The following is a 26,738-nucleotide window of genomic DNA, read 5'->3' as shown; positions in this document are numbered from 1 at the left end:
GGGTGACGAGGTGCGAATAATGAAACTTAAAAACATCCCCCGTCAGCTGCTGGGCCTGCTCAGCCGCAATTTGCCGCGCCGGCTGATTCGGCGCGATCCCCTGCTGGAAGGCGTCAGCGGCGCGGGGCATGAACTGCCCGCCGGCCTGACCCAACAGCGGCTGGAATGCGCCGCCGCCGATGTGACCCAGCTTTACGAGCGTTTCCACAGCCACCCGGAAGGCATTACCGCCCATGAGGCGGAACAGCTGCGCCAGCGCTTTGGCGCCAATGTGATTGATAACCAGCAGGCGGAGTCCTGGTGGCACCATTTGTGGCACTGTTATCGCAACCCGTTCAACCTGCTGCTGACGGTGCTCGGGCTTATCTCCTACGCCACCGAAGACCTGACCGGCGCACTGGTGATCGGCCTGATGGTGCTGATCTCCACGCTGCTGCATTTCATTCAGGAAGCGCGTTCCAACAAGGCGGCGGATGCGCTGAAAGCGATGGTCAGCAATACCGCCACGGTTATCCGCAGCGACGCCATCACCGGTAAAAGCGAACACCTTGAGTTGCCGATTGCCCAGTTGGTGCCGGGCGACGTCATCAAGCTGGCGGCGGGGGATATGATCCCGGCGGATCTGCGCGTACTGTCGGCCAAGGATCTGTTTATCAGCCAGGCGGCGCTGACCGGCGAATCTCTGCCGGTGGAGAAGATCGCCGAACCGCACGGGGTGGAGGAGGATCCGCTGGAGTGCCGGAACCTGTGTTTTATGGGCACTAACGTGGTGAGCGGCACCGCGCTGGCGATGGTGATCGGCACCGGCGGCGACACCTACTTCGGCCAGTTGGCGCAGCGCGTCACCAGCCAGGATGAACAACCGAACGCCTTCCAGAGCGGCATCAGCAAGGTCAGCTGGTTGCTGATCCGCTTTATGCTGGTGATGACGCCGATCGTGCTGCTGATCAACGGCTACACCAAGGGCGACTGGTGGGAAGCGGCGCTGTTCGCGCTGTCGGTGGCGGTGGGGCTGACGCCGGAAATGCTGCCGATGATCGTGACCACCACCCTGGCCAGAGGGGCGGTGAAGCTGTCGCAACAGAAAGTGATCGTCAAACGCCTGGACGCGATCCAGAACTTTGGCGCCATGGACATTCTGTGCACCGACAAAACCGGCACCCTGACCCAGGATAAAATCGTGCTGGAACGCCACACCGATGTGTTCGGTGCCAACAGCGACCGGGTGCTGCGTTACGCCTGGCTGAACAGCTTCTACCAGACCGGGCTGAAAAACCTGCTCGACGTGGCGGTGCTGAGCTGCGCGGAGCAGAACCGGCAGCCGGATGCGCTGCAGCATTACCGCAAGGTGGATGAGATCCCGTTTGATTTTGAACGCCGCCGCATGTCGGTGGTAGTCGCCAACGACGTGCACTATCACGAGCTGATCTGCAAGGGCGCGTTGGAGGAAATGCTGGCGATTTGCAGCCACGTGCGTCAGGACAATGAAGTGATCCCACTCAGCGATGCATTGCTGGCGCGCATTCGGCGCATTACCGACGATCTTAACCAGCAGGGGCTGCGGGTGGTGGCGGTGGCCAGCAAGATCCTGCCGGCGCAGGCGCATGAATACGGCGTGGCCGATGAATCCGATCTGATCCTCGAAGGCTACGTGGCCTTCCTCGATCCGCCGAAAAAGAGCACCGCACCGGCGCTGGCGGCGCTGAAGAAAAGCGGCGTGACGGTGAAGATCCTCACCGGCGATAACGAGCTGGTGGCAGCCAAGGTCTGCAAAGACGTCGGGCTGGCGGCAGATCACGTGCTGCGCGGCAGTGAAATCGAACAGATGACGGATGAACAACTGGCGCAGGCGGCCGCGCGCACCACGGTGTTCGCCAAACTGACGCCGATGCACAAGGAGCGCATCGTCAAGCTGTTGCGTCAGCAGGGGCACGTGGTCGGCTTTATGGGCGACGGCATCAACGACGCCCCGGCGCTGCGTGCGGCGGATATCGGCATTTCCGTCGATTCGGCGGTGGATATCGCCAAGGAAGCGGCGGACATCATCCTGCTGGAAAAAAGCCTGATGGTGCTGGAGCAGGGCGTGATCGAGGGGCGTCGCACCTTTGCCAACATGCTGAAGTACATCAAGATGACCGCCAGCTCCAATTTCGGTAACGTGTTCAGCGTGCTGATTGCCAGCGCTTTCTTGCCGTTCCTGCCGATGTTGCCGCTGCATCTGCTGATCCAGAACCTGATGTACGACATTTCTCAGATCGCCATTCCGTTCGACAACGTCGACGACGATCAAATTACCCAACCGCAGCGCTGGAACTCCAGCGATCTGGGGCGGTTTATGGTGTTCTTCGGGCCGATAAGCTCGATCTTTGACGTACTGACCTTCTGCCTGATGTGGTGGGTATTCAAGGCCAATACGCCGGAAATGCAGACGCTGTTCCAGTCAGGCTGGTTCGTGGAAGGGCTGCTGTCGCAAACGTTGATTGTGCATATGATCCGCACGCGCAAAATTCCGTTTATCCAGAGCCGCCCTTCATGGCCGCTGTGCATCATGACGCTGGCGGTGATCGCCACCGGCATCGGCCTGACCTTCTCGCCGTTGGCAGGTTTCCTGCAATTGCAGGCGTTGCCGCTTGGTTACTTCCCGTGGCTGGTGCTGATCCTGGCCGGTTATATGGTGCTGACCCAGTGCGTGAAAGGCTGGTTCGTGCGCCGCTACGGCTGGCAGTAATCTCTCAAGCCCTCTCTGCACTGCTGCGCGATTGAATAGGGGGGGATTTCGGGCTCAGCATGCTGAGCCCGAAAACAACTTACAGTTGCAACGGCGGCAGCTGTTTGAAAATGCTGACCAGCCCTTCGCCCCAGCCTTTGCGAATGGCGCTGAAGTGCGGGTGATCTTCGGTAATGCGGTACTGTTGTTGGCTGCTGAAGCTGTCGCGCGGGTAGATCATCACGTCGAGCGGCAGGCCGACCGACAGGTTGCTGCGCAGCGTGGAGTCGAGAGAAATCAGCGCGCACTGCATCGCCTGCTCCAGCGGGGTATCGTAATTCAGCACCCGATCGATAATCGGCTTGCCGTATTTGCTTTCGCCAATCTGGAAATAGGGCGTATCCCGGGTGGCTTCGATAAAGTTGCCCTGCGGGTAGATATGGAACAGCCGCATCTCTTCACCGTCAATCTGGCCGCCGAGCAGCAGGCTGCAACTGAAATCGGTGGTGCTGCCGCTCTGCTGGGCTTCGCTGTCGCGCTGGATCACTTCGCGCACCGTTTCGCCCACCAGCGTGGCGGCTTCATACAGGTTGGGCACGTTGAGCAGGTTGGGACGATCGGCATCCTTGCTGCGGCGCAGCAGCAGGCTGATGATGCTCTGGGTGGTCGCCAGGTTGCCGGCGCTTTGCAGCACCAGCGTGCGCTCACCGTCCTGCTGGAACACGTGCAGCTTGCGGAAGGTGGAAATATGATCCACCCCGGCATTGGTGCGGGAATCGGAAGCAAACACCAATCCGGATGACAAGCGCATGGCCACACAATAGGTCATACCAAAATCCTTCAAACGCGAAATAACACCGTGCTCGATGACGGCACGCCGGAAAAAACCAGCGTGCCGCAAACCGCTGCGTTCGGCAAGGGGATGTTATTGCCCTTGCGCCTGGCCGGCCGGCATCATCTGCACCGCCGCCACCGTCTGCATATCCTCGCTGCCGCCGCCGAGCCTGATACCGCGCACCGGGCAGGCATCCAGATAATCGATCCCCACCGCCAGCTTAAGGTGCTGATTCGGCAGGCGGGTGTTGTTGGTGACGTCGAAGCTGTGCCAGCGCTCGTCCACCCAGGCTTCCGCCCAGGCGTGGGTGGCTACGTGGGCGGAATCTTCGCTGTAAAGGTAGCCGCTGACGTAGCGTGCCGGAATGTTCAGGCTACGGCAGCAGGCCAGAAAGACGTGAGTATGATCCTGGCAGACGCCGTTGCCGGAAGCGAACGCCTGGGCGGCGCTGTCGGTAACCTCGGTGGCGCCCGGCGTATAAGGCATTTTCAGCAACAGATCGCCCATCAGTTTTTCCAGCCCGGCAAGCAGCGCTTCGGGTTGGTAATAGCGCAGCGCGAAGGCCTGGATGGCGCTGTCGGGCTGGGTCAGCGGGCTGTGGCGCAGGAACACCAGCGGCGAGAGATGCCCCATCGCCGGGTCTTCTACGCCGTCTTCAATCTCCACCACGCCGTGGGCCTGAATGGTGATCGCCTGATGCGGGTGATCCAGCGTCAGCACGTGCAGCACATTGCCGAAGGCGTCGGTGGTACACACCGCGTCTTCCGGCAGTGTTAACTGCCAGGAGATGATGCGCTGGTGCTGCGAATCCTGCGGCGTCAAACGCAGATACTGGGTGCTGCGCTGCACCTGCCGGGCGTAGGTATAATGGGTATTGTGCTCAATGTTCAGTTTCATTGCGCCTCCAGGTAAGTGTGATGGATGCTTTCCGCGATGCCGTTGATCTGCCCGAGGAATAAGCCCAGCCAGTCATTCAGCCCCACCTTGTTCAGATCCTTCATGCTGCTGAAACGCAGTGCGGCGTGCAGCGTGTGCGCCAGCCGGCGCGGCTCATTGGCACTGTTGCCGCCAATCTGCTCCAGCTGTTGCACCATGTCGCCGACGCAGGCCAGCAGGGATCGCGGGATTTCGTTACGCAGGATCATCAGTTCGGCAATGGTCTCCCGGCTGAGCTGTTGCTTGTAAATGCTGTGATAAGCTTCGCGTGCGCTGACCGCCCGCAGCAGCGTGTCCATACGGTAATACTCGCGCACCGGATCGTTGTCGTTATCCAGCAACTCGTTTTTGACTCCGAGCAGGCGCGCGGTGCCGTCGGCCCGCTCCAGCAGAGTGCCGAGGCGGATAAAGCACATCGCATCGCTGCGCAGCAGGGTGCCGAACATCGCGCCGCGGAACAGGTGCGAGCGTTCCTTGACCCAGTCGAAGAAGCCGTCGGCGCCCACCGAACCTATGCCCTGGCGGCGGATCAGCTTCATTTCGATCCAGGTGGCGTTAATGCATTCCCAGACCTCGGAAGACAGGCTGCCGCGCACCGCATGGGCGTTGTTCCAACCCATTTGCAGACAACTGTAGATGCTGCTGTGGTTACGGCTGTCGAGCGCAAAAAAGCTCACCAGATTGGCCATCGTCAGATCGGGATAGGCGGCGGCGTACAGTTGCCCGGTGCCGGTCAGGTTGAGCGGCACCTGCAGATCATGATCCTCGCTGTCGCGGATCGGCATCATCGACAGTTTGTTGGTCACGTCGAGCACCCGGGCGATGCTTTCCGCCCGCTCCAGATAGCGGGCCATCCAATAGAGTTCACTGGCAGTTCGGCTCAGCATGCGTCATCCTCCAACACCCAGGTATCCTTGGTTCCCCCGCCCTGTGACGAGTTGACCACCAGTGAGCCTTGCGCCAGCGCTACGCGCGTCAGGCCGCCGGGCACCAGGCGAATTTCCGCACCGCTCAGGGCAAACGGCCGCAGATCGATATGACGCGGCGCCAGGCCGTCGTTGACGAAGGTCGGGCAGGTCGACAGCGCCAGCGTGTTCTGCGCAATGTAGTTGTGCGGTTTGGCCAGCAGCAGGGTGCGGAAGTGGGCGATTTCGTCTTTGGTCGCCGCCGGCCCAATCAGCATGCCGTAACCGCCGGCGCCGTGAACCTCTTTCACCACCATCTGCTCCAGGTTCGCCAGCACGTACGACAGTTCATTCTTGTGGCGGCATTGCCAGGTGGGCACGTTGTTGAGGATCGGCTCTTCCTGCAGGTAGAAGCGCACCATGTCCGGCACGTAAGGGTAGATCGACTTGTCGTCGGCCACGCCGGTACCTATGGCGTTCGCCAGCACCACGTTGCCGGCGCGGTAGACGGAAAGCAGCCCCGGCACGCCGAGCATCGAGTCCGGGCGGAACGCCAGCGGATCGAGGAAGGCATCGTCCACCCGGCGGTAGATCACATCCACCTTGCACGGCCCGGCGGTGGTGCGCATAAACACCGCGCCGTCCTTGACGAACAGGTCGGCGCTTTCAACCAGCTCCACGCCCATCTGCTGCGCCAGGAAGCTGTGTTCGAAATAGGCGCTGTTGAAACGGCCCGGCGTCAGCACCACCACGGTAGGATCGTTAATCGGCGAGCTTTCGCGCAGGGTTTGCAGCAGGTGCGACGGGTAGCGCTCCACCGGGGCGATGCGCTGCTGGGCGAACAGCTCCGGGTACAGGCGCATCATCATCTTGCGGTTTTCCAGCATGTAGGACACGCCGGACGGGGTGCGAAGATTGTCCTCCAGCACGTAATACTGGCCGTCGCCGTTGCGTACCATGTCCACGCCGACGATATGCGCGTAAATATTACGGTGCAGATCGACCCCCTGCATGCAGGGCTGATACTGATCGTTAGCCAGCACCTGTTCCGCCGGAATGATCCCGGCTTTCAGAATATGTTGTTGATGATAGATATCGTGCAGAAAGGCGTTGAGCGCCTGTACGCGCTGGCGAATGCCGCGATCGAGCATCGCCCATTCGCTTGCGGGGATGATGCGCGGCACGCTGTCGAACGGGATCAGCCGTTCGGCGCCGTCATCCTCACCGTAAACATTAAAGGTAATGCCCACCCGGTGAAACAGCAGTGCAGCCTCTTCTCTTTTGCGTTGAATGGCCTTTTGGTCGGCCTGTTGCAGCCAATGCCAGTAAGCTTCGTAGTGGCCCCGGTGTTTACCCTCAGCCAGAAGCATCTCATCAAAAAACGGTGAAGCGGACAGGTCGATATTTAGCATCGTCACCTCGTTGACATTGCAGGCTGTAACAGGATCGAGCATAAAATGTGCCAAAATGTGAAAGGGGCGAAAACCGGCGTAAAAAGCAGGAAAAAGGCAGGGGAAAGCGCGATTTGGGTGCAGGAGCGGCGGGCGTTGCCTTAAAATGGGGCGAAAATGGGGGGCGTTGGGGGCACTATGATCCTTGATAGCGCACCCTAACGGATCGTTGCTTCAGGCAGGGCAAATAAAAACGGCCAGCCGATGGCTGACCGTTGGGCGCGGGGTCGTGGAATTAACGACGAACGGCGATGGCTTCGATCTCGATTTTCACGTCTTTCGGCAGACGGGCCACTTCGACGCAGGAACGGGCCGGGAACGGCGCGTTGTGCTCGGTGAAGAAGCTTTCGTAAGCGGCGTTTACGGTGGCGAAATCGTTCAGATCTTTCACGAAGACCGTGGTTTTCACGATGTCGGCGACTTTCAGGCCGGCGGCTTCAACGATCGCCTTAACGTTTTCCAGCGACTGGCGTGCCTGTGCGGAAACGTCGTCGGCCACTTCGCCGGTTTTCGGATCCACCGGGATCTGGCCGGAAGTGATGATCATGCTGCCCAGATCAACGCCCTGCACGTAAGGACCAATGGCTGCCGGGGCGAGTTCAGTGCTGATATTACGTGACATTTTTTCTCCTGATATATACCCGTCATACTTGAAGCTGCCTCTGTGTTGGCTGCGCTCACCCACCCGAATCACTTACTACAGTAAGCTCATCGGGATGAGTTCCCTTGCCGCCGTGACGCAACTCCAATTATTTTGGGCATACCATTTGTCTTTCAAACCGCAGCGTGGTCGGCTGCGTATGCTCGCCGTAGGGGCGAATAAATTCGCCCCTACGGCATTCCATTATAGGGAGTGACGCGCGGATTAACAGCGTCGTTCCCGGCAAATGGGCATATTTCAATCCGCCTGCAGCACCACCTGATGGTCGAACTCTTTCTCGCAGTAGCGGCACTTCAAATGCACTTCGCCGTCGCGGGATTTCACGCCAAAGCTGGACGCCACCGGCTCGCTGCGGCTGATGCAGTTGCCGTTCGGGCAGGTCAGCACGCCGTCGATATGGTCCGGCAGGCTGAGGGTCAGCTTGCGCACCACTTCGTAGTTGTCGATGCGGTTCACCGTGGCTTTCGGCGCGTACATCGCCAGCTGGTTGGCCTGCTGCTCGGTCAGGAAGGTGTTCTCGATTTTGATCAGGTCTTTGCGGCCCAGCTCGTTGGAGGGCAGGTTCAGGCCGATGGTGATACGCTGGTCGGTGGCGGTCAATTTGAACAGCGTCAGCAGTTTAAAACCCACCTGCGCCGGGATATGGTCAATCACCGTACCGCACTTGATCGCTTCAACCTGCAGTTTGTTATCCTGAGTCATGGCGGTTCCCCCTTAAAGAGCCAAATCTGCGTTTAATACCAGCGCCAACAGCGCCTGGCGCGCGAAGATGCCGTTACCGGCCTGCTGGAAGTAGTAGGCGTACGGCGTGGTGTCCACGTCGGTGGTGATCTCGTCAATGCGCGGCAGCGGGTGCAGCACTTTGAGATTGACGCGCGCGCCGGCCAGATCCGCCGCGCGCAGTACGAACTGCGCCTTCACGTTGGCGTATTCCGAAGGATCCAGACGCTCTTTCTGCACCCGGGTCATGTAGAGAATATCCAGCTCCGGCACCACTTCTTCAATGCTGCTGTGCAGGCTGTACTCGATGCCTTTCTCTTCGAGCATTTTCAGGATGTAAGCCGGCATCGCCAGCGCATCCGGGGCGATAAAGTAGAAGCGGTTGCCTTCGAACTTGGCCAGCGCCTGCGCCAGCGAGTGTACGGTGCGGCCGTATTTCAGGTCGCCGACCATGGCGATATTGATGTTGTTCAGGCGGCCCTGGGTTTCCTGGATGGTGAACAGGTCGAGCAGCGTTTGGGTCGGGTGCTGGTTGGCACCGTCGCCGGCGTTGAGCACCGGGATGCCGCCGGAAAACTCCGTCGCCAGCCGCGCGGCGCCTTCCTGCGGGTGACGCATCACGATGGCGTCTACGTAGGTGCCGATGACCGAGATGGTGTCGGCCAGCGTTTCGCCTTTCTTGCCCAGCGACGTATTGCTGCCGTCGGCAAAGCCGACCACCGAGGCACCGAGGCGGTGCATCGAGGTTTCAAACGACAGGCGGGTACGGGTCGAGGCTTCGAAGAAGCAGCTGGCGATCACCTTGTGCTTGAGCAACTCGGGCTGCGGGGTGGCTTTCAGGCTGGCGGCGGTGCGCAGCACCAGCTCCAGATCCTCGCGGCTGAGATCGTTAATAGAGATGATATGTTTGTGATACAGCGGGTTGGCCATTTTTCACTCTCCTCGACTCGTGCCCGTGGCGCGGGGCTTTTTAAGGCAAAAAAAAGCCCCTCAACGAGGGGCCTGAAACGATCGGTTTAGCAACAGGAGAAACAACGGCAGCTGGCCGCCGATTGGCGGTTGGTTTTGTCGGTTGCGGCTAACAAAACACACGGCGTTTTTCATGCTTTCTCCTGGCAAATTGTCGCGCATTATACTCGCGCTTTTCGCCACTGCAAGCGCTAAAACGCCGATTTTTGCCGCTTCGCAATCGATTGGCCGGCGATGGCCGCCCGCCGGTTATTTGCTGACGCGATCGTAGTAGACCATGTCGGCGTTCAGACCCTGTTGGTAGCCTTTGACGTTATCGCGCAGCACCACTTCGGTTTTGGCCTGATCGATAAACACATACGGCGAACTGCGTTGCAGCTCCTGCTGCATGGCGGTGTACAGCGCAGTGCGTTTGGCCGGATCGGCTTCGGCCACCGCCGCCAGCGTCTGCTTGCTGAGCTGCGGGATCTGCCAGCCATTGAGGCCCGCTACCGTGCTGGCCTTGCCGTCGTTATAGGCGAAGGCGCTGGCGTTGGAGTGAGCGTCGAAGTAGTCCGGGATCCACAAACGGATCGCTGCCTGGTGCTGTTTGGCGCGCACCCGCGAATACACCTGGCTGCCGGCGGCCGGCAACAGGTCCAGCTTCACGCCGCCTTGGGCAAAACTGGCCTGCAACGCCTGGGCGATGGTGATAAACGGCGGCTTGTTCTCCACGTCCAGCGTCAGGGCTGCGTTGGTGATGCCGGCCTTGGCCAGGATCGCCCTGGCTTTGGCCGGATCGAAGCCGAACGGGTTGTCTTCCAGCGCGCCCGGCAGCCCGATCGGCAGGAAGCTCTGATGCACAAAATATTGGCCCTTCAGCAGATCCCTGGTGATGCCCTGATAATCGATCAGATAACGCGCTGCCTCCCAGAAGGCCGGGTTTTTCAGCAGCGGATTGGCGGCGTTGCCGGTATTGAACACTAAATAGTTCTGCTCGGCGGACGGGATTTCCAACACCTTCACGCCCGGCTGATTTTTTAACGCCAGGGTCTGGTCCGGGCCAAGCTCACGCGCCACATCGGCGTCGCCTTGCTGGATCAGCAGGCGGCGGGTGGCCGGGTCCGGCACGCTTTTAATGATGATGCTGTGCAGCAGCGGCTTGCTGCCCGGCGAGGTTGAATTGGCGTCCAGCACGATCGCCTGATGCGGCTGGTAGACGCGCATTTTAAACGGCCCGCTACCGGCGGAGTGCATCTTCAGCCAGGCATTGCCGTAGTCGCCGTCTTTGGCGTTCGGCTGTACCGCCTTGCTGTCGACGATCGAGGCGATCGGCGTAGAGAGAATGTTCAGCGCTACCGCCGGGCTGACGTCAGCCGTCCAGCTCAGTTGCAGGCTGTGCTCGTCGATCTTTTTCAGCTGCGCGTCGATATTGTCCGGCTGCCAGCCGAGCACGTTGAGGATAAAGGCCGGCGATTTGTTCATTTTCACCGCGCGGCTGTAGGAGAAGATCACGTCGTCGACGGTCAGCGGGTTGCCGGAGGCGAACGCCGCCTGCGGGCGCAGCTTGATTGTCAGGGTTTTTGCCGCCGCATCGCCCTGCCAGCTTTCCGCCAGCACCGGCACCACTTTCGCCGGATCGTCGCGATCCGCCTGCACCAGCCGCTGATACAGGCTGGGCACGGTCTGGATGCTGGACAGCTCGTTGGCCTCCGCCGGATCCAGGCTGACGATATCGTCCAGCGATTGCACTACCACCAGCGTGTTGGGCGGGGTGGCGGCGAGCGCAGAGGCGGACAGAGCGGCAAGCATTAACAGCGGCAGGACTTTGGCGTTCATCGGTGTGTATCCCCTGAGGGCACTGCGCGGCAGTGCTGAGAAGTGTTTGTTATCGTTGGTTTTCGCACCACGGTAGAACCTTTGCCCAAGGCTGGCAAAGGTCAATCGGCTATTTGATATGACAAGAATATATTAGGCGCGCCGGCCGGGGGTTGCCAGAGCGGGGAAGGGGTTGGGGCGCGCAAGCCGGCAGGCCTGCGCGCCCCATTGCCTGTGCGTGACGCGCCCCGGCAATATGCTTTAAATGGTTTCGCTCAGCGTGGCGACCATCACCGCCTTGATGGTGTGCAGGCGGTTTTCGGCCTGATCGAACACCACGCTGTGCGCAGATTCGAACACTTCATCGGTGACTTCCATGCCACCCTGCAGCCCGTATTGTTCCGCCATCTGTTTGCCGAGGGTGGTTTGGTCGTCGTGAAACGCCGGCAAGCAATGCAGGAATTTGACGTTCGGGTTACCGGTCAGTTTCACCATCGCCATATTGACCTGATAGGGTTTCAGCAGCGCGATCCGCTCCTGCCAGGTTTCTTTCGGTTCGCCCATCGACACCCACACGTCGGTGTACAGGAAATCCGCGTCTTTCACCCCTTCGGCAATGTCTTCGGTCAGGGTGATCTTGGCGCCGGTCTGTTGCGCCAGCGCCTGGCACTCGGCCACCAGTTCCGGCTGCGGCCAACAGGCTTTCGGTGCCACCAGGCGCAGATCCATGCCCGCCAACGCGGCAGCTTCCAGCAAGGTGTTGCCCATGTTGTTGCGCGTGTCGCCGAGGTAAGCGAATTTCACCTCGCTCAAAGGTTTGCCCGGCAACTGTTCCTGTACGGTGAGCAGGTCCGCCAGCAGCTGGGTTGGGTGGAATTCATTGGTCAGCCCGTTCCACACCGGCACGCCGGCATGGGTGGCCAGGGTTTCCACCAGATGCTGGCCGTAACCGCGGTATTGAATACCGTCGTACATCCGGCCCAACACGCGGGCGGTGTCTTTCATCGATTCCTTATGGCCGATCTGGCTGCCGCTTGGGCCGAGATAGGTGACCTGGGCGCCCTGATCGAAAGCGGCAACTTCGAAAGAGCAACGGGTGCGGGTCGAGTCTTTTTCGAAGATGAGCGCAATGTTCTTGCCCTGCAGACGCCGCGTTTCCTTACCCTGCTTTTTGGCCTGCTTCAATTCGGCCGAAAGCCGCAACAGCGCCAGCAGCTCTGCCGGCGTGAAATCCATTAACCTCAGAAAGTGACGTTTGTAGAACGGGTTCATCGTACTCATTTCCGCATGTCCTGATCGTTTCAATTGAATTAAAATTCACTTTATATGTATGAATATTCAATTTCAACCCCGCAGAAGAAATCTTTCACGTTTATCGTGGCAGCTATGACGGCGGTGTGTGAAAATAGAAGGAATACAGGCCATTTGACTTGAGGATATAGGCATGGCAAACCGCGAACAGCTGGAAGAACAACGTGAAGAGACCCGCCTGATCATCGAAGAACTGCTGGAAGACGGCAGCGATCCGGATGCGCTCTACACCATCGAACACCATTTCTCTGCTGAAAAGTTTGAAGTGCTGGAGCAGGCCGCTGTCGAAGCCTTCAAGCTGGGCTACGAAGTGACCGACGCCGAAGAGCTGGAAGTGGAAGACGGCACGCTGGTGATGTGCTGCGACGTGATCAGCGAAGTCGGCCTGAACGCCGAACTGATCGACACCCAGGTAGAGCAGTTGGTGGCGCTGGCGGAACGTTGCGGCGTTAACTACGACGGTTGGGGCACCTACTACGAAGATCCGAACGGTGAAGACGGTGAGGATGATGAAGAAGACGGTGAATTGATCGACGAAGACGACGACGGCAAACGCCACTGATTAATTTCTGTGGGCCGGCGCTAGCCGGCCCCTAATTGAAGCTGATGAAATACCAATCCCTGTTATCCCCGATTTTAAACTTCCTGCACTGTGAAACGCCTGATGCCTGGATCGACGCTGCGCGCCGTCCGGAAAACCTGCCGCTGTTGCTGACTGACCATATGGTGTGCGAGCTGAAAGCGGCGCAGACCGGCATGTGGCTGATCCGTCGCTACGTGGCGGACAAAGAGAGCGGCGATGCCTTGCTGGCGTTGCTCAGGCCTTACGAGGCCTTTCTGCATGAAGCGCAGGGCGAGCCGGAAGCGTTGTTCCGCCAGGGCCAGTTCACCAGGAAAATCTTGCCGAAAAACGGTTCGGCCTACGGCCAGGAACTGGCGGACAAGATGGTGCTGCTGATCAAAGAAGAGCTGCACCACTTCTCGCAGGTGCTGGAGATCATGCAGGCGCGGCGCATCCCCTACAAGAAAATCACCGCCAGCCGCTATGCCAAAGGCATGATCCGCGAGGTTCGCACCCACGATCCGGCCACGTTGATCGACAAGCTGATCTGCGGCGCCTATATCGAAGCGCGCTCCTGCGAACGCTTCGCCCGGCTGGCACCGCACCTGGACGACGAGTTAAACCGTTTCTACGTCTCGTTGCTGCGCTCCGAGGCACGGCATTATCAGGATTACCTGACACTGGCCGAACAGATTGCCGGCGGCGACATCAGCGAGCGGGTGGCCCACTTCGGCCGCATTGAAGCGGCGCTGATCCTGTCGCCGGACAGCGAGCTGCGTTTCCACAGCGGCGTGCCCGCAGCCGCCTGACCGCCGGGCGTTCCCTTATTGCGGCGCGCCCAGCAGCAAATCCACCGCTTTTTCCGCCAGCATGATGGTCGGCGCATTGGTGTTGCCGCTGGTCACCTGCGGCATCACCGAGCAATCGATCACCCGGAGCCGTTCAAAGCCGTGTACCCGCAGTTGCAGATCGGTCACCGAGTCCTGCGGCGACGGGCCCATGCGGCAACTGCCTACCGGGTGATACACCGTTTTGCAGAAGTTACGCACGAACTCCTCCAGTTGCGCTTCATCGTTCAGCCACGCCGGTTGCGGCATCAGCAGATCTTTGACGATCGGCTTGAGGGCGGCGGTTTGCAGGAAGCGCAGGCCGAACTTCACCGCGCGCACGTTGCCGGCCAGATCTTCCGGGTGGCCGAGGTAATTGGCGTGCAGCTTGACCGGATCGCGCGGATCGCGGCTGCGCAGCAGCACTTCGCCGCGCGCCTTCGGTTGCAGGTAGCCGACCTTCAGCGTGAAGCCGTGAATGTCCGGCAGCGGCTCGCCGGGCACGTCGTCCCAGCTGTCCAGCAGCGGCAGAAAGTGGATCTGCACGTCCGGCCGGCCGTCGCCCAGGCTGTCGGTGAAGGCGGCGCCTTCCAGCACGTTGGAGGTGAGCACGCCGCTGCGGAACGCCAGCCATTCAGTGCCGTGGCGCAGCGCCTGCAGGCCGCGATCGGCCCCGTACAGGCTGACCGGTTCACGGGTGCTGACGTTGATCGACATATGCAGGTGATCGTGAAAGTTCTTGCCCACCGGCAAGTCCGCACGCGGTTCGATCCCCAGCTGTTGCAGGTGCTCGCGTGGCCCGATGCCGGACAGCATCAGGATCTTCGGCGAGCCTACCGCGCCGGCGCTGAGGATCACTTCTTTCGCGGCATGGGCGGTGACTTCGCTGCCGCCGTTCTGGCTATACACCACGCCGGTGGCCATGTTGCCGTCGAACACGACCCGATGCACCAGCGCGTTCAGTTTCACCACCAGCCGTTGGTCGTTACGTACCGCTTTCAGATAGGTGCGGGCGGTGCTGGCGCGTTCGCCGTTATGGGTGGTGGTTTGGTAAAACCCCACGCCGTGCTGGCTGTCGCCGTTGAAATCGTTGCGGTAAGGCAGGTTTAGCTCCTGGCCGGCGCGGATAAACGCCATGCTGAGCGGGTGGCGGTAGCGGTTCTCGCTGACCGGCAGCAGCCCCTCGCCGCCGTGATAAGCGTCGGACAGGCTCTCGTTGGCCTCGGCACGTTTGAAATAGGGCAGCACATCCTGATAGCCCCAGCCGACGCAGCCGTAACGTTCGGCCCATTCGTCGTAATCCTGCCGCTGGCCGCGAATGTAGATCATGCCGTTGACCGAGCTGCTGCCGCCCAACACTTTGCCCTGGGCAATTTGCATGCGGCGGTTGTTGGCGTGCGGCTCCGGTTCGGTTTCATACGGCCAGCTTTTTTTGGCGATGATTTTCGCCACGCCGGCCGGCATCTTGATGAACAGGTTATTGTCGTCGCCGCCGGCTTCCAGCAGCAGTACCCGCGCCTGGGTACGGCGGATCAGCTGCGCCGCCAGCACGCAGCCGGCGGAGCCTGCGCCGACAATGATGTAATCAAAAGCGTTTTCCGACATGACCCTTCTCCGTGCGAATGCGGCATAAGCCTGTCAGGGCAGAGTATCGCAAGGCGGCAAGAGGTCAATTTGTGATCGTTAATTTGTTAATGAATATCACAAAAAATATGATGATTGATTTTTGTTTTGTTATTATCTATTTGATTTTATTTGTATTTAACAAATTAATTAAAATATGACCATGTTAATGATTTTTGATTCCTGGTTTCGGGCCGGGTTTTGGTGGCGTGGGATAACAAAAAAAGGCAACCAGAGTGGGAAAAACGCGTTAATAAAAACGCTGTGCCTTTGTTTTTTACCGGGAAATTAAATATGGGATTAATCCGATTAGAAAGGAAGTGTCAGAAAATGGGGGCTGCTATATGATAACGACACCTGATAGCGGATAATATATTAAGAAATATGGAAATTTCAATTAATAAGTCTAATTATTTAAAAGGGATTGCCATCATTCTGATGTTGGTCCATCACCTGTTCGCTTATCCAGGCCGAATTAGCCCTGATATTTCGGTATATCATATTGTTAACGGGATAGACATTGAGATGTATCTTGGCCTGTTCGGCAAGATTTGCGTGTCGATGTTCCTGTTCTTGTCCGGTTATGGCTTTTCACTTAAAAAAGAAATTTCTTTTAAATATATCTGGGGCAAGCTGAAGAATTTATATATCAGCTACTGGATAGTGTTGTTTATCTTTGTGCCGATCGGCATCATTTTCTTTCCGGGTGAAAGATATTCCCTTTCGCCATCGCTGTTTATTGAAAACTTTATTGGCCTCAAATCCACCTATAACAGCGAGTGGTGGTTCTTCAAACTTTATGTTCTGTATGTGCTCTCGTTGCCGCTGTTGTCGAAACTGAATACGACGGCCTTGTTGGGCGTGCTGTTTGCTGCGGCGATGTGCGGCAAGGGATTGCAGTATTTCCCTTGGGCGCCGCAGGTGCTGATCGAATATTGCACCTGGCTGCTGCCTTTTGGTTTTGGCATGGTGTTTGGCCGTACCCAACAGGCCCCGGCGGGCTCGTGGCTGGCGAAGCTGATAGCCACGCTGGGGCGCACCCATCCGTTGATCTTGCTGGTGGTAACCGTGGCGGTGTTTATCGTTGCCCATAATCCGGGGCTGCTGCTGGTGACGCCGCTGTTTATTATCGCGATGATGAAAACCGCCGACGCGCTGGGCAGCAGGGTGAACAAGGTGGTGGTTGAGCTGGGCAAACATTCGATGTACATGTGGCTGACCCACAGCTTCTACTGCTATTACTTCACCCAGAAACTGATTTTTGCGCCGCGCTATACGCCGCTGGTGCTGCTGTTGTTGATCCTGGTGTCGTACCTCACCAGCCTGGTACTGAGCCGGATTGAGTGGGCGATCAAAAGCGGGGGGATGGGGGGGAAAACAGATTCAAGGCGGGATCTGCCAGAAGGCTGACAAAGTCCGTTATTAGGGAGAGCGTGCCGAAGGGGTCGTAACGGCCTTGGCCGTCGGAGCGCCCCTCGGTGCGCTAGGCCCGAGTATCTCGGGCTTACAACCAACTCTGATTAAAGCGTTTTCAGCATGGTCACTTCGCAGTCGACGTGGCCGGTGGTGCCCATGGCGCAGTCGATGTGTTCGAAGCCCAGATGCTCATACAGTCCGATGGCCTGCGTCAGACTGGCGGTGGTTTCTAAATAACAACAGCGGAAGCCCTGTTGACGGGCAAACTCCAGGGCTTCTAACGCCAGGCGTTTCGCCAGGCCCTTGCCGCGCAAAACCGGCAGAAAATACATTTTCTGTAATTCGCAAATATCGTCTTCACCGCCCTGCAGCGGGGCAATGCCGCCGCCGCCGGCAATCTGACCGTCGACTTCTATCACCCAATAAGCGCTGCGCGGCAGGCTGTAGAGCTGATACAAGACGTCCAGATTGGGGTCGGAAACGGTATAGCCTTTATCCGCCGTCAAACCGTGCTCGGCGGAGACTTCGCGAATGACGTTAGCAATAGCGGCATTGTCGTCGGCCGTTATTGGGCGCACCAGAAGACGCACTGGGGTTGCTGTTGTCATGTTTACACTCGCCATAAAAAGAACCTGAATGGTTCCGGAATATCATTTTTGGTGCAGACAAAAACGCGCCGGGTTTATACCCTGGCGGCGTCCATATGGGACGTTGCCTTTCACCTTGTAATAACATCTTAACCGGGCCGGATGCAACGGCGATAAAAAAACAGCGGGGAGATCCCCGCTGTTTTCAGCTGTTGCCACCAACCCGCAGCCGTTACAGCGCGGCGATGGTCGCCTGCTGTTCCAGCAGCTTCACTTTGCCTTCTTTACAGGCCGCCAGACGCTCGCGCTCTTTGGCGACCACCGCTTCCGGTGCGCGCGCCACAAAGCCTTCGTTCGACAGCTTGCCTTCGATCGACGCGATTTCCGCATCCAGCTTGCCCATCTCTTTCGACAGACGCGCGATTTCGGCGTCTTTATCGATAAAGCCGGCCATAGGGATCAGCAACTCGGCGCCGTCCACCAGCTTGGTGACCGAGAGCGGGCCTTTCTCGCCCGCAGGCAGCAGGGTGATGGATGCCAGGCGCGCCAGACGCTCGATAAAGCTCTGGTTCTCCAGCACGCGGCGCTGGGCATCGGCGTTGCAGTTGCGCAGCAGCACGTCCAGCTGTTTGCTCGGCGCGATGTTCATCTCGGCGCGGATGTTGCGCACCGCGGTGATCGCCTGCTTGATCCACTCCAGGTCGTTCAGCGCCTGCGTGTCTTCCAGCGCGGCGTCGTACTCTGGGAACGGCTGCAGCATGATGCTTTCGTTTTGAAGAGCCGCTGCGGTTTCGCCGGTCAGGGTTTTCACGCGCTGCCAGATGGTTTCGGTAATGAACGGGATCACCGGGTGCGCCAGGCGCAGCAGGGCTTCCAGCACGGTGATCAGCGTGTGGCGAGTGCCGCGCTGTTCCGCTTCGCTGCCGTTGCTTACCACCGGCTTGGTCAGCTCCAGATACCAGTCGCAGAACTGGTTCCAGGTGAATTCATACAGAATGTTGGCGGCCAGATCGAAGCGATAGGTGTCCAGCGCTTCGCGGTAAGCCTTCACCGTGCGGTTGAATTCGGCCAGGATCCAGCGGTCCGCCAGCGACAGCACTTTCTCGCCGCCGTTGAAGCCGCAGTCTTGACCTTCCGCGTTCATCAGCACAAAGCGGCTGGCGTTCCACAGCTTGTTACAGAAGTTGCGGTAGCCTTCCAGACGCTTCATGTCCCAGTTAATGTCACGGCCGGTAGAGGCCAGCGCCGCCAGGGTGAAGCGCAGGGCGTCGGTGCCGTGCGGTTCGATACCGTTCGGGAACTGCTTCTCGGTGCGCTTGCGGATTTTTTCCGCCAGCTGCGGCTGCATCATGTTGCCGGTGCGTTTTTCCAGCAGATCTTCCAGCGAGATGCCGTCAACCATGTCCAGCGGATCGATGACGTTGCCTTTCGACTTGGACATTTTCTGCCCTTCGTCGTCGCGGATCAGGCCGGTCATGTAGACCGTCTTGAACGGGACCTGCGGCTTGCCGTTTTCGTCCTTCATGAAGTGCATGGTCAGCATGATCATGCGCGCAATCCAGAAGAAGATGATGTCGAAGCCGCTGACCATCACGCTGGTCGGGTGGAAGGTTTTCAGCGCGTCGGTCTGCTCTGGCCAGCCCAGGGTAGAGAAGGTCCACAGGCCGGAAGAGAACCAGGTGTCCAGCACGTCTTCGTCCTGGTTCAGCACCACGTCGGCGCCCAGGTTGTTTTCGCTGCGCACTTCTTCTTCGCTGCGGCCAACGTAGACTTTGCCGTTCACGTCGTACCAGGCCGGAATGCGGTGGCCCCACCACAGCTGACGGGAGATGCACCAGTCCTGAATGTCGCGCATCCAGCTGAAGTACATGTTTTCGTACTGCTTCGGCACGAACTGAATTTCGCCTTGCTCAACGGCTTCCACCGCCACTTTCGCCAGCGGTGCAGTGCGCACGTACCATTGGTCGGTCAGCATCGGCTCGATCACCACGCCGCCGCGGTCGCCATAAGGCACCGTCAGGTCGTGCGGTTTGATCTCTTCCAGCAGACCCAATTCTTCAAAGGCGGCAACCACCGCTTTACGCGCCGCGAAACGCTCCAGGCCACGGTACTGGGCCGGAATTTCGTTGCAGTAGTCGGTGCAGATTTCACCGAGCGTGTTGAACACTTCCGCTTCCTGGCGGATATCGCCGTCGAAAGTCAGGATGTTGATCATCGGCAGGCCGTGACGTTTACCGACTTCGTAGTCGTTAAAGTCGTGCGCCGGGGTGATTTTCACGCAGCCGGTGCCTTTTTCCATATCGGCGTGTTCGTCGCCGACGATGCGGATGCGGCGGCCAACCAGCGGCAGAATGATTTCTTTGCCGATAAGGTCTTTGTAGCGCGGATCTTCCGGGTTCACCGCCACGCCGGTATCACCGAGCACGGTTTCCGGACGGGTGGTGGCGACCACCAGATAATCTTTGCCTTCGGCGGTTTTGGCGCCGTCGGCCAGCGGGTAGCGCAGGTGCCACATCGAGCCTTTGGACTCGCGGTTTTCCACTTCCAGATCGGAGATGGCGGTGCGCAGTTTCGGATCCCAGTTCACCAGGCGCTTGCCGCGGTAGATCAGATCTTCTTTGTGCAGGCGGACAAACACTTCGCGTACCGCGTTGGACAGGCCTTCGTCCATGGTGAAGCGCTCGCGCTCCCAGTCGACGGAGTTGCCCAGACGGCGCATCTGGCGGGTGATGGTGCCGCCGGATTCCGCTTTCCACTGCCAGATTTTGTCGATGAACGCGTCGCGGCCATAGTCATGGCGGGTTTTGTTTTCTTCTGCGGCGATCTTGCGCTCAACCACCATCTGGGTAGCGATACCGGCATGGTCGGTACCGGCCTGCCACAGGGTGTTTTTCCCCTGCATGCGCTGGTAGCGGATCATGGTGTCCATGATGGTCTGCTGGAAAGCGTGGCCCATGTGCAGGCTGCCGGTGACGTTCGGCGGCGGGATCATGATGCAGAAGCTTTCCTGGCTGGTATCGCCGTTTGGCTTGAAGTAACCCTGGTTTTCCCAGTGATCGTACAGCTTCTGTTCGATCTCTTTCGGGTCGTATGCGGTATCGAGATGACTGTTTGTCTTTTCCATTTTATATCGTTGTTCAGTGAGTTGGCGGCGTTGCCGTGGTCAAATGGAAGCCGACGCTGCGATAGGCTTTATATCGGTCGCGCGCCAACTGTTTCAGGGTGTCTTCGTAAGGGACGAAGTCTACCACTTCATGGAAAGCAGTAGCAAAATCTGCAAACTGCGGCAGCAGGGCGATCAGCAGATCCCGCGGGGAGTTGCCGCGCTTGCCGGGCCAGCACAGCTCTACCGGCGCGCCGTAGTGCGGGCCTTCGCCGGCCAGGTTGTGCGGCACGAACTGGTGCGGATCGCGCTGCCACAGCGCTTCGTCCAGCCGCTGGGCCTGTTCCTGGCTCTCGCAGGCGATCAACACCCGCTTGCCGGAACGCCAACGTTCGGCGGCAACGGCGCAGGCCACGGCCTCATGCGCGCTGAGCGCGCCTGCCGGTTCCGCGTGTTCAATTAAATAGAACGTTGCCTGCTTGATCATCTGATTCACCGCTGCCTATAAAAAAATGTAGGGGCACAGCATGCTGTGCCCCTCGGGATTATACCTGAATTACCGCTCAGATTTAATCGTCGCCGTTCAGTCCAGCACGGTTCAACAGGAACTGAGACAGCAAGGCTACCGGTCGCCCGGTTGCCCCTTTGGCCTTGCCGGAACGCCAGGCGGTGCCGGCGATGTCCAGGTGCGCCCAGCTGTACTTGCGGGTAAAGCGCGACAGGAAGCAGGCGGCGGTGATGGCACCCCCCGGACGGCCGCCAATGTTCGCCATATCGGCAAAATTGGAGTCCAGCTGCTCGTAGTACTCGTCGGCCATCGGCAAACGCCACGCGCGGTCGCCGGCCTGCTCGGACGCGCCGATCAGTTCGTGCGCCAGCGGGTTGTGGTTCGACATCAGGCCGGTGATGTGGTGGCCCAGCGCGATCACGCAGGCGCCGGTCAGGGTGGCGACGTCAATCACCAGCTCCGGATCGAAACGCTCTACGTAGGTCAGGGTGTCGCACAGCACCAGGCGGCCTTCGGCGTCGGTGTTGAGCACCTCGACGGTCTGGCCGGACATGGTGGTCAGCACGTCGCCCGGACGATAAGCGCTGCCGCCCGGCATGTTTTCACAGCCGGCCAGCACGCCGATCACGTTCAGCGGCAGGTTCAGCTCCGCCACCACGCGCATCACGCCGTACACCGTGGCGGCGCCGCACATGTCGTACTTCATCTCGTCCATGCCTTCGGCAGGTTTGATCGAGATACCGCCGGAATCGAAGGTCAGCCCTTTGCCCACCAGCACGATCGGCTTAGCGTCCGGGTTCGGGTTGCCCTTATATTCCATCACCGACATCAATGATTCGTTCTGCGAACCATGGCCGACCGCCAGATAGGCGTTCATCCCCAGCTCTTTCATCTGCTGTTCGCCGATGACGCGGGTAACGATGTTGGTGCTGAAGGCGTCCGCCAGTTGGCGAGCCTGGGAGGCCAGGTAACCGGCGTTACAGATGTTCGGCGGCATGTTGCCGAGATCTTTCGCCGCTTTAATGCCGGAAGCCACCGCCAGACCGTGCTGGATGGCGCGTTCGCCGCTGGTCAGCTCGCGACGGGTCGGCACGTTGAACACCATTTTGCGCAACGGACGGCGCGGCTCCACTTTATTGCTTTTCAGCTGATCGAAGGTGTAGAGCGTTTCTTTGGCGGTTTCTACCGCCTGGCGCACCTTCCAGTAAGTGTTGCGGCCTTTCACGTGCAGCTCGGTCAGGAAGCAGACCGCTTCCATGGAGCCGGTATCGTTAAGGGTATTGATGGTTTTTTGAATCACCTGTTTGTACTGGCGTTCATCGAGCTCGCGCTCTTTGCCACAGCCGATTAACAGGATGCGTTCGGAGAGAATGTTAGGTACATGGTGCAGCAGTAATGTCTGCCCGACTTTACCTTCCAGTTCGCCACGGCGCAGCAATGCGCTGATATAACCATCACTGATTTTGTCGAGTTGTTCTGCGATAGGGGACAAGCGGCGCGGTTCGAAAACGCCGACTACAATACAGGCACTGCGCTGTTTTTCCGGACTACCGCTTTTTACACTGAACTCCATGCACTCTCCTGAATCTTAAAGACAAAGGCGGAAGCTACGGCTAGAATGACCCAACGCCGTAATCAACTCCCGCCATTGAGTTAACTAACTATGTTAACCTGAACGGCGTAAATTGCTCTGTTTTGGCGACTATAAGCAAGTTCCTATAGGACACCCAAATGCTAGATGTTGTAATACTATTTTAGCTATGACGGTTGCCATATGATGAGAATAAATGGCGGATTAGCGATGAAACTATCGATTTTCCTGCAAAAAGACAAGTTTTCACAGGCGTAATAAGCGTGATCATCATAAGATATCTGGTACGGGAAACGCTAAAGAGCCAAATCGCGATCCTTTTTATCCTGCTTCTGATCTTCTTTTGTCAGAACCTGGTCAAGGTGTTAGGCGACGCGGTGGACGGCGATGTCCCGACAAATTTAGTCCTCTCTCTGCTTGCATTGGGTGTGCCGAAGATGGCGCAGCTAATCCTGCCATTAAGCCTGTTTCTCGGCTTGTTGATGACGCTTGGGCGGTTGTATACCGACAGCGAAATCACCGTTATGCACGCCTGCGGGCTGGGTAAACGCACCCTGATCATCGCTGCGATGGTGCTGGCGCTGATAACCTCCGCCGTGGCGGCGGTGAACGTGTTCTGGGCCGGCCCGCTGGCCTCCCGTTATCAGGACGTGGTGATCAGCGAGGCGAAAGCCAACCCGAGCATCGCCGGCCTGGCGGAAGGGCAGTTCAAACCCTCGCAAGACGGCAACGCGGTGCTGTTTATCGGCAACGTCAAGGGCAGCACCTTCAACGACGTGTTCCTGGCGCAACTGCGGCCGAACGGCAACCAGCGCCCTTCCGTGGTGGTGGCCGAGCACGGCAAGATCAACCAAATGAAAGACGGTTCGCAGGTGGTGACGCTGGACAAGGGCACCCGCTTTGAAGGCACCGCGCTGCTGCGTGACTTCCGCATAACCGATTTCAACGACTATAAAGCGGTGGTGGGCCACCGTGCGGTCGCCATTGACGGCAACCAGGCCGAACAGATGTCGATGCAGACGCTGTGGCAGTCGGACGACCCGGACGCGCGCGCCGAGTTCCACTGGCGCCTGACGCTGGTGTTGTCCGTGGCCATCATGGCGCTGCTGGTGGTGCCGCTCAGCGTGGTGAACCCGCGCCAGGGCCGCGTGCTGAGCATGCTGCCGGCCATCCTGTTGTATTTGATTTTCTTCCTGCTGCAGACCTCGCTGCGTTCCAACGGCGGCAAGGGCAAGCTGGACCCGATGATCTGGCTGTGGGTGGTCAACGCGGCGTACTTCGCGATCGCGCTGGCGCTAAACCTGTGGGATACCGTGCCGATGCGTAAGCTGCGCGCACGCCTGAGAGGAGCGGCCTGATGTTTGGCGTTTTAGACCGTTATATCGGTAAGACGATTTTCAACACCATCATCATGACGCTGTTCATGCTGGTGTCGCTTTCCGGCATCATCAAGTTCGTCGACCAGTTGCGCAAAGTGGGCCAGGGCGAGTACACGGCGCTGAGCGCGGGGATGTTTACCCTGCTGAGCGTGCCGAAGGACATCGAGATTTTCTTCCCGATGGCGGCCCTGCTGGGCGCCTTGCTCGGCCTGGGGCAACTGGCAACGCGCAGCGAACTGGTGGTGATGCAGGCTTCCGGTTTTACCCGCATGCAGATCGCCGGCTCGGTGATGAAAACCGCTATCCCGCTGGTGCTGTTGACCATGGCGATTGGCGAGTGGGTGGCACCGCAGGGCGACCAGATGGCGCGCAACTACCGTGCGCAACAGATGTACGGCGGCTCGCTGCTTTCCACCAAAAACGGCCTGTGGGCGAAGGACGGCAACGACTTCATCTACATTGAGCGCGTGGCGGGCGAGAAAGAGCTTTCCGGCGTAAACATCTACCATTTCAACGACCAGCGCAGGCTGGAGACGGTGCGCTATGCCGCCACCGCCAGCTTTGAAGACGGCGTGTGGAAGCTTTCGCAGGTGGATACTTCCGACCTGACCAACGAAAAACAGGTCACCGGCACCCAAACGCTGACCGGCGAATGGAAAACCAACCTCACCCCGGACAAACTGGGCGTGGTGGCGCTGGACCCAACCTCACTCTCCATCAGCGGCCTGCACAACTACGTGAAGTACCTGAAGCAGAGCGGCCAGGAAGCCAACCGCTACCAGCTGAACATGTGGAGCAAGGTGTTCTCGCCGCTTTCTGTGGCGGTGATGATGCTGATGGCGCTGTCGTTCATCTTCGGGCCGCTGCGTAGTGTGCCGATGGGCGTGCGCGTGGTGACCGGCATCAGCTTCGGGTTCCTGTTCTACGTGCTGGACCAGATCTTCGGCCCGCTGAGCCTGGTGTACAACATGCCGCCGGTGCTGGGCGCGCTGCTGCCGAGCATGCTGTTCCTGCTGATCAGCGTGTATATGCTGCTGAAACGCAAGTAGCGGCATTACGGGCAGTTTAAGAAGGCGTAGCCATTGGGTTGCGCCTTTTTTGTTTCTACGCGTTGCGGACGTTCTGGGGTGCAGTTCATGCCTGCGCCCTGATAAGCCACTCGTCAACGTATAGCCGAGCCGGAGGTTCCGGCTGCGTACCTCTTTCTGGTATATTCTGCTGAGCGGTATTTTTTAGCTATCGGGAGCCGGCAGTTAATGGAATATGAAGACAATATCAGCAGCGTTATCAGCAAGCGTCTGGAAGCGGCATTACATGATTTCGGCGAGCTCATCTGGGCATATGTTGTCTTATCCAAAAAAGATATGTCGTGCATCTTTGGCGTAACAAACTACCCGGGGGAATGGGTAAAGCAATATAAAGAAAAAGGATTGCAGTATACCGACCCGGTGGTTATTACCGCGCTGAATCGTCTGACGCCTTTCGCCTGGGATGAAAATTTGATGGCCGGCGCAGGGTTTCGCTTCCCTGAACTTTTCGATCGGGCGCGTGAGTTTGGGGTGGCTAACGGCTATACCTTCGTGTTGCACGACTTTAATAATAATCTTGTCACCCTGTCCTTTACGCTCAACTGCGAGCGCAAGGCGGAAATAATGCAGGCGCTTATCGAGAATAAAGGCGACATTGCGCTCTTGCTGGCGTCAGTGCATGAGACGTATCTTACGCTGGCTTCACTGTCAGAAAAAAACGCCGCCGACTCGGAAAAAAACTCCCGCTTTACCGACAGGGAAAACGAGATCCTCTATTGGGCCAGCGTGGGTAAAACCTACCAGGAAACGGGAATGATCCTGGGGATAAAGACCTGTACCATCAAGTTTCATATGTCCAACATTGTCAAAAAGCTGGGGGTGGCGAATGCCCGGCATGCAATACGTCTGGGTATGGAACTTCAGCTGATTAGACCGGTTTGTTGATTAGATTGCCGGCTTTGACGTCAGCGGCCAGGCGTTCAGAATGCTTTCGTCCGGCATACTGAGCTTACTGAATATTCTGGCTTTCAACGCCTCCAGGCTTTTGTCGTCCACATGACCCAGCAACAGATGAACAGGCTCGTTCTTTTCGGAAATTCCGGTCTCCAGCAGCGAGACATTCCAGCCTGAGCTCTTGATGATATGTAGCATCGGATGGCTGGCGACGGCAAGAATGCCGTCATAACGGTGCTGCCGTGCATAGTTAATCAGCGAGAGGAACAAAGCCAGGGTAACGGGGAATCGACGCCCCAACAGCGAATGGGTTCTTTCTTTATCGACGAAAAAGCGCGTGGACTCGATGAAGTTCCCTTCTGGAATGTAGGCGTTGTTAAAAAATGAGGAGAATGCGCTGTTCAACATATTGTCGTGTTTCATATCAATCATCCTCGTGCCGCAAATGATTACGTCGTTCTTAACGCCAAAAATGTAATTGGTCTTTTCATTATCAAACTGATCCAGCTCCTTGCCGTCTGAACAGTTTACAGCCCACTGTAATCGGTCCTTAAACGTGTTCTTTCTTAGCATATAAAGATCTTCTGACTTTTCGTTACTCATTGATGAGTAGTTAACGCTATAGATATTAAACATAATGTCACCCTTGTATTAAAATAAACTTATCCGGTAACATCAGTGAAGTTTCATTAACCGCATGCCAGGCGCAATAATGATAATTCTTTTTAATCTACTTTGGTTAACCTTATTATCCCGCCCAGTCAGGTTTCAGCTTGCGTGAACGGCTCCGCCGGCCCTGTGATAGAGGGGGAAGCAGCACTGTCTTTAGCGGTTGTGCAGGGTGGCCTGAAAGATATTTGCTGTAGCT

The 26,738-nt window shown here is 58.2% G+C and carries 22 protein-coding genes; 7 read left to right on the top strand and 15 right to left on the bottom strand.

Annotation, left to right across the window (positions count from 1 at the left end; genetic code table 11):
* Nucleotides 1-19 precede the first annotated feature (19 nt).
* On the top strand, nt 20-2,728 hold the full coding sequence (mgtA, locus tag D4100_RS13645) for a magnesium-translocating P-type ATPase (RefSeq protein ID WP_119804584.1): 2,709 nt from the start codon (nt 20-22) through the stop codon (nt 2,726-2,728).
* 79 nt (nt 2,729-2,807) lie between these two features.
* Here mgtA and D4100_RS13640 read toward each other — a convergent pair whose 3' ends face one another.
* The 9 genes from D4100_RS13640 to argF all read right to left on the bottom strand — a co-directional run bounded on the left by D4100_RS13640 (nt 2,808) and on the right by argF (nt 12,262).
* Complete coding sequence (locus tag D4100_RS13640) at nt 2,808-3,536, bottom strand: proteasome-type protease (RefSeq protein WP_013811319.1); 729 nt, start codon at nt 3,534-3,536, stop codon at nt 2,808-2,810.
* A 96-nt stretch (nt 3,537-3,632) separates the two neighbouring features.
* Complete coding sequence (locus tag D4100_RS13635) at nt 3,633-4,439, bottom strand: transglutaminase family protein (protein WP_119804583.1); 807 nt, start codon at nt 4,437-4,439, stop codon at nt 3,633-3,635.
* Complete coding sequence (locus D4100_RS13630) at nt 4,436-5,365, bottom strand: alpha-E domain-containing protein (protein WP_065505824.1); 930 nt, start codon at nt 5,363-5,365, stop codon at nt 4,436-4,438. Before D4100_RS13630 ends, D4100_RS13635 begins: the two co-directional genes overlap by 4 nt.
* A complete protein-coding gene (locus tag D4100_RS13625) occupies nt 5,359-6,795 on the bottom strand; it encodes a circularly permuted type 2 ATP-grasp protein (RefSeq protein ID WP_065505825.1) in 1,437 nt (478 codons plus the stop codon). Before D4100_RS13625 ends, D4100_RS13630 begins: the two co-directional genes overlap by 7 nt.
* A gap of 274 nt (nt 6,796-7,069) precedes the next feature.
* Nucleotides 7,070-7,456, bottom strand: coding sequence for a 2-iminobutanoate/2-iminopropanoate deaminase (gene ridA / locus D4100_RS13620; protein WP_006323354.1), 387 nt, complete (start codon nt 7,454-7,456; stop codon nt 7,070-7,072).
* A gap of 276 nt (nt 7,457-7,732) precedes the next feature.
* Nucleotides 7,733-8,197: an aspartate carbamoyltransferase regulatory subunit gene (gene pyrI / locus D4100_RS13610; RefSeq protein ID WP_013811322.1), complete on the bottom strand. Its 465-nt coding sequence runs from the start codon at nt 8,195-8,197 to the stop codon at nt 7,733-7,735.
* A gap of 12 nt (nt 8,198-8,209) precedes the next feature.
* Nucleotides 8,210-9,145 carry an aspartate carbamoyltransferase gene (pyrB, locus tag D4100_RS13605; protein ID WP_065505826.1) on the bottom strand — a complete coding sequence of 312 codons (936 nt, stop codon included), beginning with the start codon at nt 9,143-9,145 and terminating at the stop codon, nt 8,210-8,212.
* A gap of 288 nt (nt 9,146-9,433) precedes the next feature.
* The gene (locus D4100_RS13600) at nt 9,434-11,002 is read right to left on the bottom strand and encodes an ABC transporter substrate-binding protein (protein WP_119804581.1); all 1,569 of its coding nucleotides are present in this window, start codon (nt 11,000-11,002) and stop codon (nt 9,434-9,436) included.
* Nucleotides 11,003-11,242: 240 nt separating this feature from the next.
* A complete protein-coding gene (argF, locus tag D4100_RS13595; RefSeq protein ID WP_065505828.1) occupies nt 11,243-12,262 on the bottom strand; it encodes an ornithine carbamoyltransferase in 1,020 nt (339 codons plus the stop codon).
* Between the two features lie 163 nt (nt 12,263-12,425).
* On the opposite strand from argF, the gene rraB reads away from it, so the two are divergent.
* Both rraB and miaE read left to right on the top strand, forming a co-directional pair.
* Nucleotides 12,426-12,854: a ribonuclease E inhibitor RraB gene (rraB, locus tag D4100_RS13590; RefSeq protein WP_065505829.1), complete on the top strand. Its 429-nt coding sequence runs from the start codon at nt 12,426-12,428 to the stop codon at nt 12,852-12,854.
* 44 nt (nt 12,855-12,898) lie between these two features.
* On the top strand, nt 12,899-13,663 hold the full coding sequence (gene miaE / locus D4100_RS13585; protein ID WP_065505830.1) for a tRNA isopentenyl-2-thiomethyl-A-37 hydroxylase MiaE: 765 nt from the start codon (nt 12,899-12,901) through the stop codon (nt 13,661-13,663).
* 15 nt (nt 13,664-13,678) lie between these two features.
* On the opposite strand, the gene D4100_RS13580 is transcribed toward miaE, so the two are convergent.
* Nucleotides 13,679-15,286 carry a GMC family oxidoreductase gene (locus D4100_RS13580; RefSeq protein ID WP_119804580.1) on the bottom strand — a complete coding sequence of 536 codons (1,608 nt, stop codon included), beginning with the start codon at nt 15,284-15,286 and terminating at the stop codon, nt 13,679-13,681.
* A 402-nt stretch (nt 15,287-15,688) separates the two neighbouring features.
* On the opposite strand from D4100_RS13580, the gene D4100_RS13575 reads away from it, so the two are divergent.
* Nucleotides 15,689-16,714, top strand: coding sequence for an acyltransferase family protein (locus tag D4100_RS13575; RefSeq protein WP_119804579.1), 1,026 nt, complete (start codon nt 15,689-15,691; stop codon nt 16,712-16,714).
* A 110-nt stretch (nt 16,715-16,824) separates the two neighbouring features.
* Here the strand turns inward: D4100_RS13575 and D4100_RS13570 are convergent, their stop codons facing one another.
* From D4100_RS13570 to pepA, 4 genes are all read right to left on the bottom strand, one after another.
* Nucleotides 16,825-17,328: a GNAT family N-acetyltransferase gene (locus D4100_RS13570; RefSeq protein WP_037432108.1), complete on the bottom strand. Its 504-nt coding sequence runs from the start codon at nt 17,326-17,328 to the stop codon at nt 16,825-16,827.
* Nucleotides 17,329-17,539: 211 nt separating this feature from the next.
* A complete protein-coding gene (locus D4100_RS13565; protein WP_119804578.1) occupies nt 17,540-20,431 on the bottom strand; it encodes a valine--tRNA ligase in 2,892 nt (963 codons plus the stop codon).
* A 13-nt stretch (nt 20,432-20,444) separates the two neighbouring features.
* Nucleotides 20,445-20,894, bottom strand: coding sequence for a DNA polymerase III subunit chi (locus tag D4100_RS13560; protein WP_012005017.1), 450 nt, complete (start codon nt 20,892-20,894; stop codon nt 20,445-20,447).
* An 85-nt stretch (nt 20,895-20,979) separates the two neighbouring features.
* Complete coding sequence (gene pepA, locus D4100_RS13555; RefSeq protein WP_062869416.1) at nt 20,980-22,491, bottom strand: leucyl aminopeptidase; 1,512 nt, start codon at nt 22,489-22,491, stop codon at nt 20,980-20,982.
* A 281-nt stretch (nt 22,492-22,772) separates the two neighbouring features.
* Between pepA and lptF the strand changes: the two genes are divergently transcribed.
* The 3 genes from lptF to D4100_RS13540 all read left to right on the top strand — a co-directional run bounded on the left by lptF (nt 22,773) and on the right by D4100_RS13540 (nt 25,861).
* Complete coding sequence (gene lptF / locus D4100_RS13550; RefSeq protein ID WP_065505834.1) at nt 22,773-23,867, top strand: LPS export ABC transporter permease LptF; 1,095 nt, start codon at nt 22,773-22,775, stop codon at nt 23,865-23,867.
* Complete coding sequence (lptG, locus tag D4100_RS13545) at nt 23,867-24,937, top strand: LPS export ABC transporter permease LptG (protein ID WP_020825022.1); 1,071 nt, start codon at nt 23,867-23,869, stop codon at nt 24,935-24,937. Before lptF ends, lptG begins: the two co-directional genes overlap by 1 nt.
* A 207-nt stretch (nt 24,938-25,144) precedes the next feature.
* Nucleotides 25,145-25,861 (top strand): LuxR family transcriptional regulator, encoded by a 717-nt coding sequence (locus D4100_RS13540; protein WP_065505835.1) that lies wholly within the window; start codon nt 25,145-25,147, stop codon nt 25,859-25,861.
* Here the strand turns inward: D4100_RS13540 and D4100_RS13535 are convergent, their stop codons facing one another.
* Nucleotides 25,862-26,506, bottom strand: coding sequence for an acyl-homoserine-lactone synthase (locus D4100_RS13535; protein WP_119804577.1), 645 nt, complete (start codon nt 26,504-26,506; stop codon nt 25,862-25,864).
* Nucleotides 26,507-26,738 lie beyond the last annotated feature (232 nt).

Source organism: Serratia inhibens (genome assembly GCF_003591175.1).
Taxonomy (GTDB): Bacteria; Pseudomonadota; Gammaproteobacteria; order Enterobacterales; family Enterobacteriaceae; genus Serratia; species Serratia inhibens.
Note: the sequence above shows the minus strand (reverse complement) of the source record. Positions and strands in the feature narration are given on the sequence as shown.